Here is an 18715-nt window from a genome sequence, read left to right as displayed (position 1 = left end):
TTTAAACACTACAACGTTTGCGTTATGCTGTTTCGAAAACGCTGTAGTAAAATGTATTTCTAATAAGATATCTTTAGTCAATTATCTCAATTTCGTTTTAAATTATAATGATCAAATTATGAAAAAAACTTTACTTTTATTTTTCTTTTGGTTGTCATTTGTTGCTAATTCTCAGCAGATTTCAGTATCTCCTGCTGTGTTTCAAGTTAATGAGTCTATTACAATTACGGCCTCATTTACCTCTAGCATTTGTAACACAATGGGAACCAATCCTACAAAAGTATATATGCATGCAGGAATAGGTACAGATGCAAGTCCATGGCAAACCACTAAAGGAAACTGGGGTGCTGATGATGGAGTTGGATTAATGACTAAAAATGCAAACGGAACCTGGAGTATAACGATTACTCCGAGTGTTTATTTCGCCTTAACAACAGCTCAGCAAACCGCAGCAACCAAAATGGGAATTGTGTTTAGAAGCGCCAACGGTTCTCAAACTTTAAAATTGGCTCCGTCGTGTACCGACTTTTTTCTTAATGTTGGGGCTTTTCAGATGACCCTAACTTCGCCTGTCGAAAACAGTAGTACTATTATTGCTTCTGGTTCAAGTTTTAGTATTGCGGCAACAAATACAGGAGGTGCAGGGAGTTATACTTTGAAAGCCAACGGAACAACAATAAATACAAATGCTAGTACTTCGAGCTATTCGTATACACATACTAATATTACTAGCAATCAAAGCTATGAATTGATTGCTACTCAGGGAACTACGACGGTTTCTAAGAAATTTGCGGTGGTCGTAAACCCAAATACAGTTTCTGAAGCTTTGCCAGCAGGTCTTGAGGACGGAATTAATTACAATGCTGCAGATCCTACAAAAGCAACTTTGGTTCTGGATGCTCCATTAAAAGACTTTGTTTATGTTGCAGGAAGCTTCAATAATTGGCAGCCAACATCGGCATATGCAATGAAAAAGGATCCTACTTCGGGTAAGTTTTGGCTGGAATTAACTGGATTAGTTTCTGGTGTCAACAATACCTATCAATATTGGGTTGTAGACACTACGCCAATTGCCAATTCGCCATCAATGGTAAAAATTGCAGATCCATATTCTACATTAGTATTGTCTCCTTATGATGATCCTTCAATTCCTGCTTCAAAATATCCAAATATGCCCGTTTATCCAGCGGGACAAAATTTTGAAGTAACTGTTTTAAAAACAGGACAGACTCCATATAATTGGCAAGTAACCAATTTTGAAAAACCTGAAAAAGAAAAGCTGGTTGTTTACGAAGTTTTGGTTCGTGATTTTGATGCGTCTAGAAGCTATCAAAGTTTAATTGATCGAATAGATTATTTTAAGAATCTAAAAATAAACGCAATCGAGTTAATGCCAGTAATGGAATTTGAAGGCAATGAAAGTTGGGGGTATAATACGTCATTCCATATGGCTTTGGATAAGTTCTACGGAACTTCGGATAAATTAAAAGAGTTTATTGATTTATGTCACCAAAATGGAATTGCAGTAATTCTTGACGTTGCATTAAATCATGCTTTTGGAAGAAATCCGATGGTGAGAATGTGGATGAATGATCCTGATGGAGACGGTTTTGGATCGCCAACTGCCGAGAATCCTTATTTTAATACAGTAGCAAAACATAGTTATAGTGTAGGGGAAGATTTTAATCATCAATCACCAAAAACGCAGTATTATGTAAGTCGAGTGATCAAACAATGGATTCAAGAGTATAAAATTGATGGTTTCCGTTGGGATTTGACAAAAGGTTTTACACAGGCTTGTACAGCTTCAGATCAAACATGTACAAATGCATATCAGCAAGATCGTGTTGATGTTTTGAAAAAATATGCTGACTTTTCTTGGGCAATAGATCCAACACATTATACCATTTTTGAGCATCTAGGAAATGATGATGTTGAAGAACAGCAATGGGCAAATTATAGAGTTGCCGAAACGCCTAGCAAAGGAGTTATGATGTGGGGAAAAATGACAGATCCTTACAACCAATTGTCTATGGGGTATGCTTCTAATAGCAACATTTCAAGGATGTCAAGCGTAAATCATGGTTTTATTGCCAATCGCTTAATGGGTTATGCTGAAAGTCATGATGAAGAACGTCTAATGTATAAAAATGTGCAGTATGGAGCTGTAAATGGTTCTTATAATGTAAAAACGTTAAATACAGCTTTGTCTAGAATGTCGGCAATTGGTGCAGTTTCTCTGTTAGTTCCTGGGCCAAAAATGATCTGGCATTTTGGAGAATTGGGTATGGACGATTCTATATTTAGCTGTAATAACGGAACCGTAAATGATGAAACACCAACTGTTCCTGGCGATTGTAAATTAGATACAAAACCACAACCGCAATGGACAGAAAATTGGTTAGGCGATTCTAATCGTAATAAAATTTATAACGATTGGGCTAAGATGATTACACTTAAAAAAACAGAGCCTGTTTTCTCTGGAATATCAACTATTCCAAATACGAACTCGTTAACAATAAACATTAAAATTACAAACAGCAGTTTGACTTCTGCACAGTTAAAAGATGTTTTGATCTTAGCCAATTTTGATACTACAGCTCAAAACGTAGCAACTGGTTTTCCGTATGCGGGAACTTGGTATAATTTAATGGATAATACTACTATTACAGTAACAGATGTTAATGCTCCTGTAAATCTTCCAGCAGGAGAGTATAGAATTTACGGGAATAAAGTTGCAAATTTAGCGATAGAAGATTTTGAAAAAGGAAATTCTGTTAATCTGTATCCAAATCCAGTATCAGATTATTTTACTTTAAATGCTGGTTTTGTAAAAGTTCAAATTTATTCTGCTTCTGGCCAATTGGTGAAAAGTTTTAATTCAAAAGGAACTCCCGATTCTCAATTTGGCGTTAGCGAATTGCAATCAGGATTGTACATTGTAAAAGCTTCTGACGAAAATAACAAAACTCAGGTGATGAAGTTTATTAAGAGATAAACTTAAAAATAAATCTTAACAGATTAAAAATTTGGTTAGGTTAGTAATGAAAAAGGGCAGTTCTGTGTATTGCAGACAGCCCTTTTCTAATTTTTTAAGATTGGGTTTATTTATTTTTTCTTTTCGTATCGTTGTATTCTCCAATTAAAGAATAATATCCAAATGTTCCTAAACCCATAACAATAAGAGGTGTAAGTATAAATAGAATAATGGCGCCAAACACCAAATCATCTTGCTGGTCCGAAAGCAGTTTAGGCAAACCAAATTCAAAGACACAGAAATAAGCCGCTGCAGCCGCTAAAGCAATCCATAAAGCCCCTAAAACTTGTTTAATCGCATTCATTTTTTAAATTTTAAAGGTGAGTAGTTTTGTTTTTGTTGTCAATATAAATCATTCCAATTACAAAGCAGATTCCTGCAATAATAATAGGATACCATAATCCGTCGAGATAAAAATCGGTTTTGCCAGCTGTTTTGGCGTGAGATACAAAATAAGTAGAAATAGCTGGAAGTAAACCTCCGAAAATTCCGTTTCCAACATGATAAGGCAATGACATAGAAGTGTATCTAATTTTGGTTGGAAACATTTCGACTAAGAAAGCTGCAATAGGGCCATAAACCATTGTTACAAATAGTACTTGAATAAAAATTAAGAAGGTTAATGTCCATTTATCGCTTGAATTAATTGTTACTGAAATGCTAGTTTGAGCATCTTTTTTGTGCATGTACGTTTTTTTCTCTACCACGGATGTTCCGTCTGTATATTTTTTTTCTGTAATTGTGATCGAACTTCCGTCAGCATTGTTTTCAGTTTTTATTCTTGGATTTTCAAGAATCTCTGTTTTCTTGCTTACATCGGTCGTATCGTACATCATCTTGTAAATAGGTCTGTATGATAGTATAGCAATCAACATTCCGAACATCATTATGTATTTACGGCCAATCTTATCGCTAAGCCATCCAAAAACAATAAAAAATGGAGTTCCAATTAAAAGAGCAATTCCTAATAGTTGATCAACTTGCGAAGAATCGACATTCATTACTGTTTTCATAAAGCTCATCGCATAAAATTGTCCAGTATACCAGACAACACCTTGTCCCATTGTAGCTCCAAACAATGCCAAAAGCACAAATTTTAAATTGTATCGGTTTCCAAAACTTTCCTTCAACGGATTTGCACTTGTCGTTCCCTCTTTTTTAGCCTTTGCAAAAACAGGAGATTCATCCATATTTTTTCTAATCAGATATGAGACTCCAACCATAGCAATAGAAACCCAAAAAGGAACACGCCATCCCCAAAGATTAAAAGCTTCAGGAGAAAGTATATTTTTGGTGGCTAGAATAACCATTAGAGAAATAAATAAACCAACCGTAGCAGTAGTCTGAATCCATGAAGTCCAATATCCTTTTTCTCCCGGTGGAGCATGCTCGGCAACATACGTAGCAGCGCCGCCATATTCTCCTCCAAGAGCAAGACCTTGAAGTAAGCGTAAAATCAAAACCAATAAAGGAGCTAGAAAACCAATTGTTTCATAGCTTGGAATACAGCCTATCAAAAAGGTTGAACCACCCATTAATAATAAGGTAGCCATAAAAGTATATTTTCGACCAATAATATCTCCAAGCCTTCCAAAAAATAAAGCTCCAAATGGCCGAACTACAAATCCAGCGGCAAATGTGGCTAAAGTAGATAAAAATGCTGCGGTTGGATTGTCGCTAGGAAAAAATTTTGTTGAAATTACGACAGCCAAACTGCCGAAAATATAGAAATCGTACCATTCAATCATGGTGCCCATTGAAGAGGCCGAAATTACTTTCCAAATGCCTTTAGTAGAAGTTTTGCTCATAAAACTGCTTTTGAGATCTTGTTAATGAATGAAAAATAAAAATACAGTTTTACGAATATAGAAGATATTTTTTTATTCAGTCAATACTTTTTTAACAAAAACCATTAATTTGTTGACTTTTGAATTTAACCGCAAAGGCGCAAAGAAAAAGCGCAAAGGTTCGCAAAGTTTTATTTGAATTGGCTCACAAAAAAAATGAAAAGGGTTTAATCGCAAAGAGCACAAAGAAAAAGCGCAAAGGTTCGCAATGTTTAATTTTTAAAACCTTGCGAACCTATGCGTAAATCCTAGCGCTCTTTGCGGTTTAAAAAAAAACAGAAAAGTATAAAAAACAAAAAACCCGAATATTTCTATCCGGGTTTTGTGGTACCTCCAGGGATCGAACCAGGGACACATGGATTTTCAGTCCATTGCTCTACCATCTGAGCTAAGGTACCGTGCTTGTTGCGGGTGCAAATATATAATCATTTTTGGTTTGTGCAAAACATTTTTTAGAAAAAATCAATTCGTATCTTCGCAAAAGCAAAAAAGGAAATATGATTTTAACGGTTGATGTCGGAAATACTAGAATTAAAGCATCTGTCTTTGAGGGAAATACTACTCTGGAGAATTTTGTTTTTGAAAAAAAAGAACTTGAAAAAAAAATTGAAAAAATTTTAGAAAAATATCCAAAATGCTCCGATTTGGTTGTTGCTTCGGTAGGAAGTATCGAAAAACAATCATTTTTGTCTTTCGAAAATAGACTCAAAGTTCATTTTTTTACCCACGAAGATATTTTTCCTTTCCATAATAAGTATGCAACTCCAAAAACTTTAGGAATAGACCGAATGATTTTGGCTGCAGGAGCAACGCTTCAATTTCCAAAACAAAACCGTTTGGTTATAGATGCTGGAACTTGCATTACCTACGATTTTATCGACGAACAAGACAATTATTTAGGAGGAGCCATTTCTCCAGGTCTTCGTTTACGATACGAATCATTGCATAATTTTACGGCTAGACTACCGTTATTAACCTTAGAAGAGCCCGATTCTTATGTAGGAAACTCTACGGCACAAGCCATACATTCTGGTGTTGTCAACGGTTTCGTCTATGAGATTGACGGTTTTATCGATGAATATCGCAAAGAGTTTTCAAATTTTATCATAATTTTAACGGGAGGCGATGCAGATTTTTTGGCTAAACGATTAAAAAATACCATATTTGCCAATTCAAATTTCCTTTTAGAAAGTTTGAGCCAAACATATCAATATAAAATCGACAATGATTAAAAAAGTAATACTAAGCGCTTGTTTGCTTATATCGTTCGTTTCATTCGCTCAACAAGGTACTGCTTCGCCTTATTCTTTTTTCGGAATAGGAGATGTGAGATTCAAAGGAACTCTTGAGAACAGATCTATGGCAGGAGTTGCAGTAGAGCAGGATACGATTCACTTAAATTTAGAAAATCCGGCAAGTTATGCCAGCTTAATTCAGACAACTTTTACAGTTGGAGGAACATTTGCTACTTCAAATTTAAAAACGGATTCTGCATCAGAAAAAGCACAACGTTCTACTTTTGATTATTTAGCATTAGGAATCCCGATGGGGAAATTTGGTGCTTCATTCGGTTTGATACCGGTAACTTCGGTAGGGTATAAAATTCGTAACGACAATTCTGCAACAGAAGGAGCAACAAGTTCACAGCTTGATGGAAAAGGTGGTGTAAATAAGGTGTATTTTGGTTTGTCATACAAAATAATGAAAGACTGGAATATTGGAGTAGATGCGCAGTATAACTTTGGAAAAATTACTACAACAAGTGTCGAAGCTGTTACAGGAGTTCAAAATGGAACAGCTGAAGTAAATACTTCTGAACTTTCAGGTATGGCATTTAGTTTCGGGACTATGTACCAGAAAAAGATCTATAAAAAGATGAGCATATTCTCTAGTTTGAGTTATTCTTTTGCAAGTAATTTAAATTCAGATAATACACGAGTTATTTCAGTTCAAGGAGATCCAGATCCTTATGTAGTTCCTACAGAATCAACAAAGCTAAAACTTCCAAACAAATTAAGTATTGGAGTAGGAGTTGGTGAAGCTAGAAAATGGCTTGTGGGAGCAAATATGACTTTTCAAGGAGATGGGCAGCTAGGGAATTATTACAATGCCGCAAACAATGTAAGATACGAAAGCTACTCTAAATATGCTGTTGGAGGATATTACCTTCCAAATTATGCTTCTTTTACTAGCTATATGAGCAGAATTACCTATAGAGCTGGTTTGAAATACGAAAAAATTGGTTTGATTGTAAATAACGAGTCAATTAAAGATATCGGAATGTCATTGGGAGCAGGAGTTCCAATTCCAGGATCTTTCTCAAATGTAAATTTCGGAATCGAGTTTGGTAAGCGTGGTACAACAGCTGCAGATTTAGTGCAGGAAAATTATGTGAATTTTAGCGTAAGTTTCTCTTTCAACGATAAATGGTTTGTGAAGAGCAAATTCCAATAATCAAAACATATTATCTTTTCGAAGCTCATTACAATTTACTACATTTGGCAAATGAATTTACCAAAAAGATATAGTCTCATAGCTGTCACAGTTTTTGCTGTGACACTATTTTTTGGATGCGAAAGTAATTTTAAAGAAGTTCAGAAAATTAACTTCTCAGAATTTGTTCCTGCCAGTGATGCTGATACTGTAAATATTAAATATACAGATTCTGGACGCATTACGGGGGTTTTGATAAGTCCAAAAATGTTAGACTATTCAAATCTCGATTTTCCTTTTACAGAATTTCCTAAAGGAATCGATGTTACATTATATGATAAAAAGCAAAAACGTACTTTTATAAGAGGTAATTACGCAGTTTCTTATAAGAATACTGGGATTATTGATTTAATAGGAAAGGTCAAAATCACTTCAGAAGCGGGACAAGTTTTGGAAACAGAACAGTTGTATTTCGATCAGAAAAACGAATGGTTTTATACAGAAAGAAAATTTAAATTGACCGATACAAAAGGAGTTTCCCACGGTCAGGGAATAGATTTTAGCAAAGATTTTAAAGTGATCAATTCGCAGCGAATAAGCGGTGAAATTGAATCGAACGAAGAATTATAATATTATGGGTTATTTAAAATATACACAATACGTTTACATCCTTTTTGCAGTTTTCTTTACTTATGATGGTATTGTAAAACTAAATGAGGGTGATGAAAGCTATCCTTTCTATTTTGTAATTGCAGGGATGGCTATTTTTATGTTTTTCTTCAGAAGAAGATTTCTTAACAGGCACAACGACCGAAACAAAAAACAATAAAAAATGGAAATTAGTATTATAATAATATGTTTAATACTAGCTGCCTTTTTTTCTGGGATGGAAATTGCTTTTACATCCGCCAACAAAATTTATCTTGAAATCGAAAAGAAACAAGATGATTTCCTGTCTCGAATCTTAACCAAGCTAACCGAAAACCCATCCAAATTTATTGCTGCCATGCTTATTGGCAACAATGTAGCTTTGGTGATTTACGGCTTTTTTATGGGCGATCTTATTTTAAGCTGGATGGCTTATTTTGGATTGATTTTTTCTGATTGGTGGAATATACTTATTCAGACACTTCTTGCCACATTTGTGGTTTTGCTTACTTCGGAGTTTTTTCCAAAGGTGTTTTTTCAAATTTATGCCAATTCTTTAATTAAAATCCTGGCGCTTCCAGCTTATCTGTTCTATCGATTATTTTATTACATCTCTACTTTCTTTATTTGGATAGCCGATTTTGTGTTAAGTAAATTCTTTAAAACAGAAGGAAATCAAATTCATTTGTTTAGCCGTATAGAGTTAGGAAATTATATAACAGAACAAATGAGTACTGTTGAAGAAGACGAAGAGGTAGATTCTGAAATTCAGATTTTTCAAAATGCATTAGAATTCTCTGGTGTGAAGGCACGTGATATTATGACGCCTCGAACAGAAATTGTAGATATCGATCTTTTTGATACTGTTGATGATCTTAGAGCTTTGTTTATTGAAACGGGATATTCTAAGATTATCATAAGCCAGAATTCATTAGACGATATTGTTGGATATGTTCATTCGTTTGATTTGTTTAAAAAGCCAGCAACTATAAAATCGGTTTTAATGACAGTCGAATTTGTGCCAGAAACAATTCTGATTAAAGACGTCCTGAATTTATTGATCAAAAAACGAAAAAATATTGCAGTTGTTTTAGATGAATATGGAGGAACTTCTGGAATTATTACAATTGAAGATATTGTGGAAGAGCTTTTTGGAGAGATTGAAGATGAGCACGATTTGGATGAAGAATTAATCGAAGAAGAATTAGGAGAAGGGAAGTATTTGTTTTCTACTAGATTAGATGTTGAGTATTTGAACGAGACCTATAAATTAATGATTCCAGAAGAAGATTCTTATGGCACATTAGGAGGTTTTATTGTAAATCATACTAAAGAAATCCCACAAAAAGGAGACAAAATTGTAATAGATAAGTTTCATTTTTCTATTGAAGAGGCTTCAAATAAGAAAATAGAACTAGTCAAAATGACAATTAAAGAGTGATTTTTTAAATTAATGAAAAAAAATGTTGAAAATAAAACGCTAGTTGTATTGTTATTAACTAGATAATTGTATTTTCGCAAACTGAATATAAAATTAACGATAATAAAATGGCAGTTTTAGCAAAAATTAGACAGCGTTCCGCTTTATTGATAGGAGTTATTGCACTTGCATTATTTGCATTTATAATACAAGATCTATTTACAAGAGGAACATTCGGTCAAAGTTCAAAAGATGTAGGAAGCATCGATGGAAAAGATATTTCATTTGAAGACTTTAGAGTTAAAGTTAGTAATGTTGAAAAAAGTGGACAAGGAATAACTTCCACTGAAGCTGCAAACAGAGTTTGGGATCAAGAAGTTTCAATCGCTTTATTATCATCACAGTTTGATAAATTAGGATTGAGAGTTGGTGAAAAACACATTTTAGAGGTTTTAAAATCAGATCCAAATATTGGTAAAAACCCAATGTTCTTAAACGCAGCAGGAATGTTTGATGTTGTTAAGTTCAAAGATTATTTTAAATCAAACCCAGAAGCGGCGCAATACATTTCTCAAAAAGAGAAAGATGCTGAATTGAATGCAAAATTTCAAATCTATAATACTTTAATTAAATCGGGTCTTTACACAACTGCTAGTGAAGGAAAATTAAAGTATGAAATGGAAGCTAATAAAGTAAGTTTTGCTTTTGCAGCAGCTCCTTATTCTTCTATTAAAGATAGTGAAGTAAAAATCTCTGATGATGAGATCGTAGCTTACATGAAGAAAAACGAGAAAAAATTCAAAGCAGATGCAACTCGCGAAATTCAATACGTTTTAGTTGAAGATAAAGCATCTAAAGAAGATGAGGCTGAAATTAAAGCTAAATTAACTGCGCTATTATCAGGAAGTGTTGTTTACAATGCAAAAACTGGTAAAAACGATACATTGCCAGGGTTTAAAAATGCTACAAACATTGCTGAATTTGTAAACGCAAATTCTGATGTTCCTTACGATTCTACTTATGTTCCTAAAAATGCATTGCCAGCAGTTGATGCTGACAAATTATTCAGCTTACCTGCTGGAGCAATCTACGGACCATACGTTTACGGAAGATACTATGCAATTTCTAAATCTCAAGGATTTAAAGCTGGAGTTAATGCAAAAGCTAGTCATATCTTAATTGGTTACGAAGGATCTCAAACTCCAAACCAAAAAGAAAAAAGAACTAAAGAAGAAGCTAAAGCTAAAGCTGAAGAAATTTTAGCACAAGTTCAAGCTAATCCAGATAGTTTTATGATGTTAGCTTTTACAAGTTCTGATGATTCATCTGCACAGCAAGGTGGTGACTTAGGATATTTTGGGCCAAACCAAATGGTAAAACCTTTCAATGATTTTGTATTCAGCAACGGAATTGGTAAAGTTGGTTTAGTAGAAACTCCTTTTGGATTTCACGTAATCAAAATTACAGACAAACAAGACGGAATTCGTTTAGCTACAATTGCTCAAAAAATTGAACCATCTGAAGCTACTTCTGATAAAGTATTTACATTAGCAACTAAATTTGAAATGGATGCTGCTGATAAAGACTTCAATGCTGCAGCAAAAGAATTAGGATTAAAAGTTGCTCCAGCTGTTAATGCAAAAGCTATGGATGAAGCGTTTGGACCATTAGGAAACCAACGTAACATTGTAAGATGGGCTTTTGATAAAGAAACAAGTAAAGGTGACGTAAAACGTTTCGAAATTGCAAACATCGGACACGTTATCGCACAATATAAAGGTGAAAACAAATCAGGTTTAGTTTCTGTTGATATGGCTAGACCTTATGTAGAGCCAATCTTGAAAAACAAGAAAAAAGCAGAATTGTTAAAAGCTAAAATGCAAGGTTCAAGCCTTGAAGCTATTGCTAAAGCTGCAGGAGTTGCTGTTCAACAAGCTGCAGATGTAACTCTTGATAATCCAGTTTTACCTGGTGGAGTTGGACAAGAGCCAAGAGTAGTAGGTAATGCATTTGCATTAGCAGCAAACAAAATCTCTACTCCAATTGAAGGAAATACTGGTGTTTATGTAGTTAAAAACATTAAGACAGTAAAAGCTCCAGCAATTGCTAATCATGCAGCTTACGTAGAGAAAGTAAAAGCTCAAAGCGCATCTGATGTAAACAGAGTATTGCCAGCGTTAAAAAACAATGCTAAAATTGAAGATAACAGATTACAATTTAATTACTAATTAAAAGTAATTTATCATAACAAGAAACCCGAAACATTAATATGTTTCGGGTTTCTTGTTTTTTATAAAATTAAGAAAATCTACTTTGTGTTAATTTTCTTAAAGTATATAGGGATTATCGAAATTTAATTTAAAAAACTTGTGATTTTCAAATTATTACAGTTAATTTGCTCGATTTTCACTTTAACATATTTTTAGCTTTTGCGAGGAAATAGGGTAAAGAAGAATAATGAGCTAATAAACAAATCGCCTATTTAATGTTTTTTACTTTTAAAATTTTTAAAAAGAAGCCGAGAGTATATACCAAAATAGAGAGCCACATCTATGGTATTATTACAGAGCTTTTAAAAGTGAGCAGCACCGACATCAATGTTGATGAATTGGGTGGAAAATATTATTTGAGTAACGAGGAACAACATTTTAAAGTGACCATTTTAAGTAACGACTATGTGATCAGATTGACGAATACACATGATTCTGTTGCTGAAAAATATGATAAAGTTTTTGTCGAAGATGTTTTGAAAGCAGTAAAAGAAGAGAAACACCGACGGATGGAGGTTGTTTATGATTCTATTACAAATAGCATAGAAAAAATGGCAGAACGCTTGCATAATAGACTTATAGAGTCAAATGAACAAGATAAATCGGTTCGTCGTTTGGAGACAAAAGAAGTTAAAAGCAGTAAAAAAGCAAACTAATAGCTTCTTGAAATGAATTATAAAATCATTTCATCATAAGTCAAAATTGTCTCATATCCTTTATTGAAGAAATATTCTTTCGGATTTTCTTTAGAGACTACCAGAATAAAGTCGCCTCCCCAAGCTCCCAAACTTTTGATAACACCATTAAAATCAGGAAAAACAGCCTCTTTTATCGTCTGCATTTCTAAAACTTTACTTAAATGAATTTCGTGTTTCTGAATCGCCGACGCAAATTCTTTTAATGTTTTGGCGTGAAGAATTTCATTCGTGATTTTATTGTTTTCTGCAACATTAGCGGCTAAATGATTGCCTTTGTGGTTGTTGTAGGAGAATATGGCAGATTTGCTGTTTTGTTTTTTATTCAAATACACAAAATAAAGGTGTTGTGTAAAATCTGGATTAAATTCGACTTGCTTTACGAAATTATCTTTTATGCGGTATAAAATTGGCGTATTATTTTGTGCGCACGCAATATCGTAACCACTTCCACCGAAACTGTTTTTTAGTAGGGTGAAAGCATTGATTTCAGTCCACTGTGCAATATTATTGATAAGAGTCGAAGAAGTTCCTAGTCCCCAATTTTTTGGAAAACTCAAATGTGTGCTTACTTTATATCCGTTAGCATTATCGATAAATTTTGGATTTAAAATATAAGCTTCATGTAAAATGTTGACTAAAGTCGATTTTACAGTGTCAATGTGAGAGTCTGTGCCTTTTACAACTTCGTCAAATGAAATGGTTTCTTCAAACCACAAGTGTTTATCGTAATCGTAACTTTTCCATTCAATTTGTTTGTTTTCTGAGTCTTCAATTACTAAATCCTGACCAAATTTTGTTGGTAGCGCAAATGCATCTGCTCCATCCAAAACTAGATATTCTCCAGCAATAAAAAGTTTTCCGTTACTGTAAAAGGTATTCTTCATGCTTTATTTTTTAGCCCCGATAGCAGTGGAAATCCTTTTGCTTTTTTTCTTTAAAAAAGCAAAAGATTGAAACGGATAGCGGGATTAGCTTCTAATTATTTTCTTAAATTCTCAATAAATTCAACCACAGCGCTATGAGAAACAGCTGTTTTTTTGAAGTGCGCTTTAATTAAATGACGTTCTTCATCGGTAGCTTCAAATTGATTGATAATATTATTAAGGTGCATTTTCATGTGTCCTTCCTGAATTCCTGTTGTGGTTAAGGAACGCAATGCGGCGAAATTTTGCGCTAAACCAGCAACAGCAACAATTTCCATTAACTCTGGAGCAGATGGTTTTTCTAAAATTTCCAAACACAGTTTTACTAAAGGGTGCAAAGAAGTTAAACCGCCAACGGTACCCACTGCAAGCGGAATTTCAAGCCAAAAAGTGAAAATTCCATCTTCTATTTTCGCATGCGATAAACTTGCGTACTGGCCATTTTTAGCTGCATAAGCATGTACACCAGCTTCTACAGCTCTAAAATCATTTCCGGTTGCTAGAATGACAGCATCAACACCATTCATGATGCCTTTGTTGTGTGTAACCGCTCTAAAAGGTTCTATTTCTGCAATTTGAACAGCTTGAACAAAACGCTCTGCAAATTCTTGCGGATTGGTTATGTGTTTTTCTGCTAAATCTTCAATTGGGCAAGAAACTTCAGCTCTAACAAGACAATGTGGAACATAATTCGAGAGAATGCTCATTATAACTTCAAGCTTTTCGTTATTTTGACATAAGTCAGAATTTTGAGCTTCTTCTTTTAAAGTTGTAGCAAATTGCTCTAAACAAGAATTGATGAAATTAGCACCCATGCTATCTTTAGTTTCAAAAGTAGCATGAAGCTGGTAGTAATTTTCTAGTAAACTTCTTTTGTCTTTTAGTTTGATGTCTAAAATTCCTCCGCCACGTTGTTGCATATTTTTGGTAATGCTTTGCGTTTCTGAGAAGAATTTTGGTTTTATCTGGTCAAAAAAGGTATTTAATTTTTCTGCATCTCCATTGTAAGTAAAATGAACCTGTCCGATTTTTTCAGTATCTATAATTGTAGCTTTAAAACCGCCTCTTGTTGACCAGTATTTTGCTGCTTTTGAAGCTGCTGCCACTACAGAACTTTCTTCAATTGCCATCGGAATGGTTTTGTATTTTCCGTTGATCAAAAAGTTAGGTGCAACTCCAAGTGGGATATAAAGGTTTGTAATGGTGTTTTCTATAAATTCATCATGAAGCTGCTGAAGCTTTTCGTCTGAATTCCAGTAATTTCTTATAATATTTTGCGCCTCTTCTGAATTTGAAAAATATTCATTTGCAATCCAATTAATTTTTTCTTTTTTGGATAATTTAGAAAATCCGGCAACAGCGTTGTTCATTCTCAATGTATTAAATAATAATGTTGCGGCAAAGATACTATTTTAAGAGTTTTGATTGCAATCTATTTCAGACATGAAAGTACGCAATCGTTATTTTTTTTAACATTTAACACTTAAAATGTGTATTATGTTTATTTTTTTTACTAAAATTGGGCTCTTTTTATATTTAAAATAATTCTAATGAATACAAGCAAATTTACTGCAGTACTTTTATTCTTAACTGCGGTTGTTTTTGGACAGCAGAAAATAACTGTCGAAAATGTTTTTAGCGGTACTTTCCGGGCAAAAGGAATGGATGAACTACAATCGCTGAAAAATACAAATCAATATACTGTTTTAAATGTTGATCAGGCGAGCAGAAGTATGCAGATTGATTTATACGACTTTGCTACCCTGAAAAAAGTATCAAATCTTATCGATACTAAAAACTTCAAAGAACTTGCAGACGGAATTGACAGCTACACTTTTGATGCTTCTGAAAAAAAGATCTTAATTGCTTGTCATTCTTCTAAAATCTTCCGTCACTCTTTTACTGCTGATTATTTCCTTTATGATATTGCAGCAAAATCCTTGATAAAACTTGTTGATTTTCAGATTCAAGAACCAACATTTTCACCTGACGGAACAAAAATCGCTTACGCAAAAGAAAATAATTTATATGTATACGATGTAGCATCAAAAAAATCTACGGCGATTACAACAGACGGCAAGAAAAATGTTGTTATAAATGGTATTACTGACTGGGTTTACGAAGAAGAGTTTGCATTTGTTCGTGCTTTCGACTGGAGTAAAGACAGTAAAAAAGTAGCTTATATTCGTTTTGACGAAAGCCAGGTTCCTGAGTTTTCAATGTCAATCTTCCATAAAGATCTATATCCTAAAATTGAGACTTTTAAATATCCTAAAGCTGGAGAAAAAAATTCTGAAGTTTCGTTACATATTTACGATGTAGCTGCAGGTGCAACGAAAAAAGTAGATTTAGGAAAATATAATGATTTCTATATTGCAAGAATGCAATGGACAAATGATGCAAATGTACTTTCGGCACAGGTTTTAAACCGTCACCAAGATAATTTAGATCTATTGTTTGTTGATGGAAATACAGCAACTGCAAAAGTAGTTTTAAATGAAAAAGATAAAGCGTATGTAGATATCAATGATAATTTGACGTTCTTAAAAGACAACAGTTTTATCTGGACAAGCGAAAAAGACGGGTTTAATCATATTTATGTATATGATAAAAACGGAAAACTTAAAAATCAAGTTACAAAAGGAAACTGGGAAGTGGTTTCATACTACGGTTTCGACGAAAAAACAAAAACTATTTTCTATCAGTCTACAGAAAATGGTTCTATCAATAGAGATCTTTACAGAATTGGTTTAGACGGAAAAAATAAAGTGCGTTTGTCTTCAAAAACAGGAACAAGTGCAGCGACTTTTAGTCCAAACTTCCAATACTTTATTACAACTTTCTCAAGTAATACACAGCCTACAACGTATACTTTAAACGAAGCTAAAACAGGAAAAGAAATTCAGGTTATCGAAAACAATCAGGCTCTTGCGGATAAATTGAAAGCGTATAACCTTCCTTCAAAAGAATACTTTGTTTTAAAAACAGCAAAAGGAAATGAATTGAATGCATGGATTTTAAAACCAAAAGATTTTGATCCTTCAAAAAAATATCCTGTTTTCATGTTCCAATATTCAGGACCAGGATCTCAGCAGGTGGCAAATCAGTGGAATAATTCTAATGATTACTGGTTCCTTTCTTTAACACAACAAGGTTATATCGTAGCTTGTGTTGACGGAAGAGGTACAGGTTACAAGGGAGCTGATTTCAAAAAAGTAACACAAAAAGAATTAGGGAAATACGAGGTTGAAGACCAAATCGATGCAGCAAAAGTAATTGGTGCTTATCCTTACGTTGATGCTTCAAGAATTGGAATCTTCGGATGGAGCTATGGTGGATTTATGGCTTCTAACTGTATTTTCCAAGGAAATGATGTGTTTAAAATGGCAATTGCTGTTGCACCAGTTACAAACTGGAGATTTTATGACAGTGTTTATACAGAAAGATATATGCAGACTCCGCAAGAAAATGCAAGCGGATATGATCAAAACTCCCCAATCAATCATGTCGATAAATTAAAAGGGAAGTTTTTATTGATTCACGGTTCTGGAGATGACAATGTTCATGTTCAAAACACAATGCAGATGATGGAGGCTTTAATTCAGGCTAATAAACAATTTGATTCTCAAATTTATCCAGATAAAGATCATGGTATTTATGGCGGAAAAACAAGAGTTCAGCTTTATACTAAAATGACCAACTTTATTAAAGAAAATTTATAATCTAAAAATAATTTAACCTAATTAAATAAACGAATAATATGGGAGAAAATCAAGTGAAAACTGCGCATCCAAAAGGACTTTGGGTATTGTTTGGAACTGAGATGTGGGAGCGGTTCAATTTTTATGGAATGCGAGCTTTATTGACTTTATTTCTTGTGAATTCATTATTGATGAAAGAAGAGGAAGCGTCATTAATTTATGGAGGTTTTCTTGGACTTTGTTATTTGACACCAATGTTAGGTGGTTTTGTTGCTGACCGATATTTAGGAAACAGAAATTGTATCTTATTAGGAGGATTATTGATGGCAATAGGACAATTGCTTTTGTTTACGAGCGGAAGCGTTTTTGGATCTAATTTAGGTTTAGCAAAAATCATCATGTACTCTGCGTTAGGAGTAATTGTTTTTGGTAATGGATTCTTTAAGCCAAACATTTCTAGTATGGTTGGAAGTTTATATCCAAAACAAGAAAAAACCAAATTAGATAGTGCTTTTACTATTTTTTATATGGGAATTAACATCGGAGCATTTTTAGGTCAGTCTATCTGTCCTTTATTAGGAGATGTTAAAGACGCAGGAGGAATTAGAGATATTCATGCTTTTAGATGGGGGTTCTTGGCAGCTTCTGTTGCAATGTTGTTAGGGACAGTTCTTTTCTATTTCTTGAAAAATAAATATGTAGTTTCTCCAGAAGGAAAACCATTAGGAGGACTTCCTTCTAAAAATGATGCTTCGGATTTTGAAGAAGGAGAAGCGCAAAAAGCAAACTTTTCTAATAAGGCTTTAGCAGTTGCAGGAGTTGCGTTTATCGCTTTAGGATTCTTTTTTCATTATGTTGTAGGTCAGAACTTAATTTATACTTTGATTTATTCAAGTGGTTTAGCTTTAGCAGGATTAATTATATCTGATACTTCTTTGACTAAAGTTGAAAGAGATAGAATTATTGTAATTTACATCGTGTCGTTCTTTATTATCTTCTTCTGGGCGGCGTTTGAGCAAGCAGGTTCGTCTTTAACTTTTATTGCAGATAACCAAACAGACAGACATTTCTTTGGTTGGGCAATGCCGCCATCGATGGTTCAGATTTTTAACGGAATGTTTGTTGTGGTTTTAGCAGTTCCTTTTAGTATTCTTTGGGATACTTTAAGAGCTAAAGGAAAAGAGCCGATCTCTCCTGTAAAATTAGCAGCTGGTTTAGTGATCATTTCGGTGAGTTTCTTTATGATCGCAACTCAAGTTTCTTATATCGGAACTTCTGGTTTATTGCTAGTTAAATGGTTAATCTTATTATATTTCTTAAATACATGTGCTGAATTGTGTTTATCTCCAATTGGTTTGTCTTTGGTTGGTAAATTATCTCCAAAACGTTTTGCATCATTATTATACGGAGTATTCTTTTTATCTAATGCATCAGGATATGCTTTAGGAGGGACTTTAGGTTCTATTTTGCCAGCAACGGGTGATAAATTTGCAAAAGCAAAAGAATTAGGGATCGACCTTCAGGCGGTTTTAGATAAAAAAGTAACATTATCGGCAGAGCAAATATCTTTATTGGATCACCATCAAATTAGTGCGCAAAATCCAATTTTTGCAGGATTTGAAATCCATAATTTATATGAATTCTTTATGGTATTTGTTGTACTTACAGGTATTGCTGCAATCTTATTATTTGCTTTAACACCACTATTGAAAAAATTAATGCACGGTGTTAGATAAAA

The 18715-nt window shown here is 33.8% G+C and carries 14 protein-coding genes and 1 tRNA gene; 10 read left to right on the top strand and 5 right to left on the bottom strand.

What is annotated here, in order from left to right:
* Positions 1-118: 118 nt before the first annotated feature.
* The gene (locus tag LPB248_RS09195) at positions 119-2998 is read left to right on the top strand and encodes an alpha-amylase family glycosyl hydrolase (protein ID WP_177211168.1); all 2880 of its coding nucleotides are present in this window, start codon (positions 119-121) and stop codon (positions 2996-2998) included.
* Positions 2999-3104: 106 nt separating this feature from the next.
* Here the strand turns inward: LPB248_RS09195 and LPB248_RS09190 are convergent, their stop codons facing one another.
* The 3 genes from LPB248_RS09190 to LPB248_RS09180 all read right to left on the bottom strand — a co-directional run bounded on the left by LPB248_RS09190 (position 3105) and on the right by LPB248_RS09180 (position 5282).
* A complete protein-coding gene (locus LPB248_RS09190) occupies positions 3105-3341 on the bottom strand; it encodes a DUF6814 family protein (RefSeq protein ID WP_177211167.1) in 237 nt (78 codons plus the stop codon).
* A gap of 10 nt (positions 3342-3351) precedes the next feature.
* Complete coding sequence (locus LPB248_RS09185) at positions 3352-4845, bottom strand: MFS transporter (protein WP_177211166.1); 1494 nt, start codon at positions 4843-4845, stop codon at positions 3352-3354.
* A 364-nt stretch (positions 4846-5209) separates the two neighbouring features.
* Positions 5210-5282 (bottom strand) — tRNA-Phe (locus LPB248_RS09180).
* A 99-nt stretch (positions 5283-5381) separates the two neighbouring features.
* Here LPB248_RS09180 and LPB248_RS09175 point away from each other — a divergent pair.
* The 7 genes from LPB248_RS09175 to LPB248_RS09145 all read left to right on the top strand — a co-directional run bounded on the left by LPB248_RS09175 (position 5382) and on the right by LPB248_RS09145 (position 12311).
* The gene (locus tag LPB248_RS09175) at positions 5382-6116 is read left to right on the top strand and encodes a type III pantothenate kinase (protein WP_177211165.1); all 735 of its coding nucleotides are present in this window, start codon (positions 5382-5384) and stop codon (positions 6114-6116) included.
* Positions 6109-7338, top strand: a complete 1230-nt coding sequence (locus tag LPB248_RS09170) for a hypothetical protein (RefSeq protein ID WP_177211164.1) — start codon at positions 6109-6111, stop codon at positions 7336-7338. Before LPB248_RS09175 ends, LPB248_RS09170 begins: the two co-directional genes overlap by 8 nt.
* Before the next feature lie 51 nt (positions 7339-7389).
* Positions 7390-7947 (top strand): LPS export ABC transporter periplasmic protein LptC, encoded by a 558-nt coding sequence (gene lptC / locus LPB248_RS09165; RefSeq protein WP_091128408.1) that lies wholly within the window; start codon positions 7390-7392, stop codon positions 7945-7947.
* Positions 7948-7951: 4 nt separating this feature from the next.
* Complete coding sequence (locus LPB248_RS09160; protein ID WP_177211163.1) at positions 7952-8146, top strand: hypothetical protein; 195 nt, start codon at positions 7952-7954, stop codon at positions 8144-8146.
* A 3-nt stretch (positions 8147-8149) separates the two neighbouring features.
* Entirely contained in the window at positions 8150-9406 is a 1257-nt protein-coding gene (locus LPB248_RS09155; protein WP_177211162.1) for a hemolysin family protein, read from the top strand.
* A 107-nt stretch (positions 9407-9513) separates the two neighbouring features.
* Entirely contained in the window at positions 9514-11613 is a 2100-nt protein-coding gene (locus tag LPB248_RS09150) for a peptidylprolyl isomerase (protein WP_177211161.1), read from the top strand.
* A gap of 257 nt (positions 11614-11870) precedes the next feature.
* The gene (locus LPB248_RS09145) at positions 11871-12311 is read left to right on the top strand and encodes a hypothetical protein (protein ID WP_177211160.1); all 441 of its coding nucleotides are present in this window, start codon (positions 11871-11873) and stop codon (positions 12309-12311) included.
* A 17-nt stretch (positions 12312-12328) separates the two neighbouring features.
* On the opposite strand, the gene LPB248_RS09140 is transcribed toward LPB248_RS09145, so the two are convergent.
* Positions 12329-13237 carry a GYDIA family GHMP kinase gene (locus tag LPB248_RS09140; RefSeq protein WP_177211159.1) on the bottom strand — a complete coding sequence of 303 codons (909 nt, stop codon included), beginning with the start codon at positions 13235-13237 and terminating at the stop codon, positions 12329-12331.
* Positions 13238-13332: 95 nt separating this feature from the next.
* Complete coding sequence (locus LPB248_RS09135; RefSeq protein WP_177211158.1) at positions 13333-14646, bottom strand: hydroxymethylglutaryl-CoA reductase, degradative; 1314 nt, start codon at positions 14644-14646, stop codon at positions 13333-13335.
* 180 nt (positions 14647-14826) lie between these two features.
* Here LPB248_RS09135 and LPB248_RS09130 point away from each other — a divergent pair, with 180 nt between their 5' ends.
* On the top strand, positions 14827-16998 hold the full coding sequence (locus tag LPB248_RS09130; RefSeq protein WP_177211157.1) for a S9 family peptidase: 2172 nt from the start codon (positions 14827-14829) through the stop codon (positions 16996-16998).
* Positions 16999-17036: 38 nt separating this feature from the next.
* Positions 17037-18713 carry a peptide MFS transporter gene (locus LPB248_RS09125; RefSeq protein ID WP_177211156.1) on the top strand — a complete coding sequence of 559 codons (1677 nt, stop codon included), beginning with the start codon at positions 17037-17039 and terminating at the stop codon, positions 18711-18713.
* The last annotated feature ends 2 nt before the right edge of the window (positions 18714-18715 follow it).

The sequence above is a fragment of the Flavobacterium sp. LPB0248 genome (assembly GCF_013388355.1).
Classification (GTDB): Bacteria; Bacteroidota; Bacteroidia; order Flavobacteriales; family Flavobacteriaceae; genus Flavobacterium.
The sequence above is the reverse complement of the archived record's forward strand: the minus strand, read 5'-3'. Positions and strand labels throughout refer to the sequence as shown.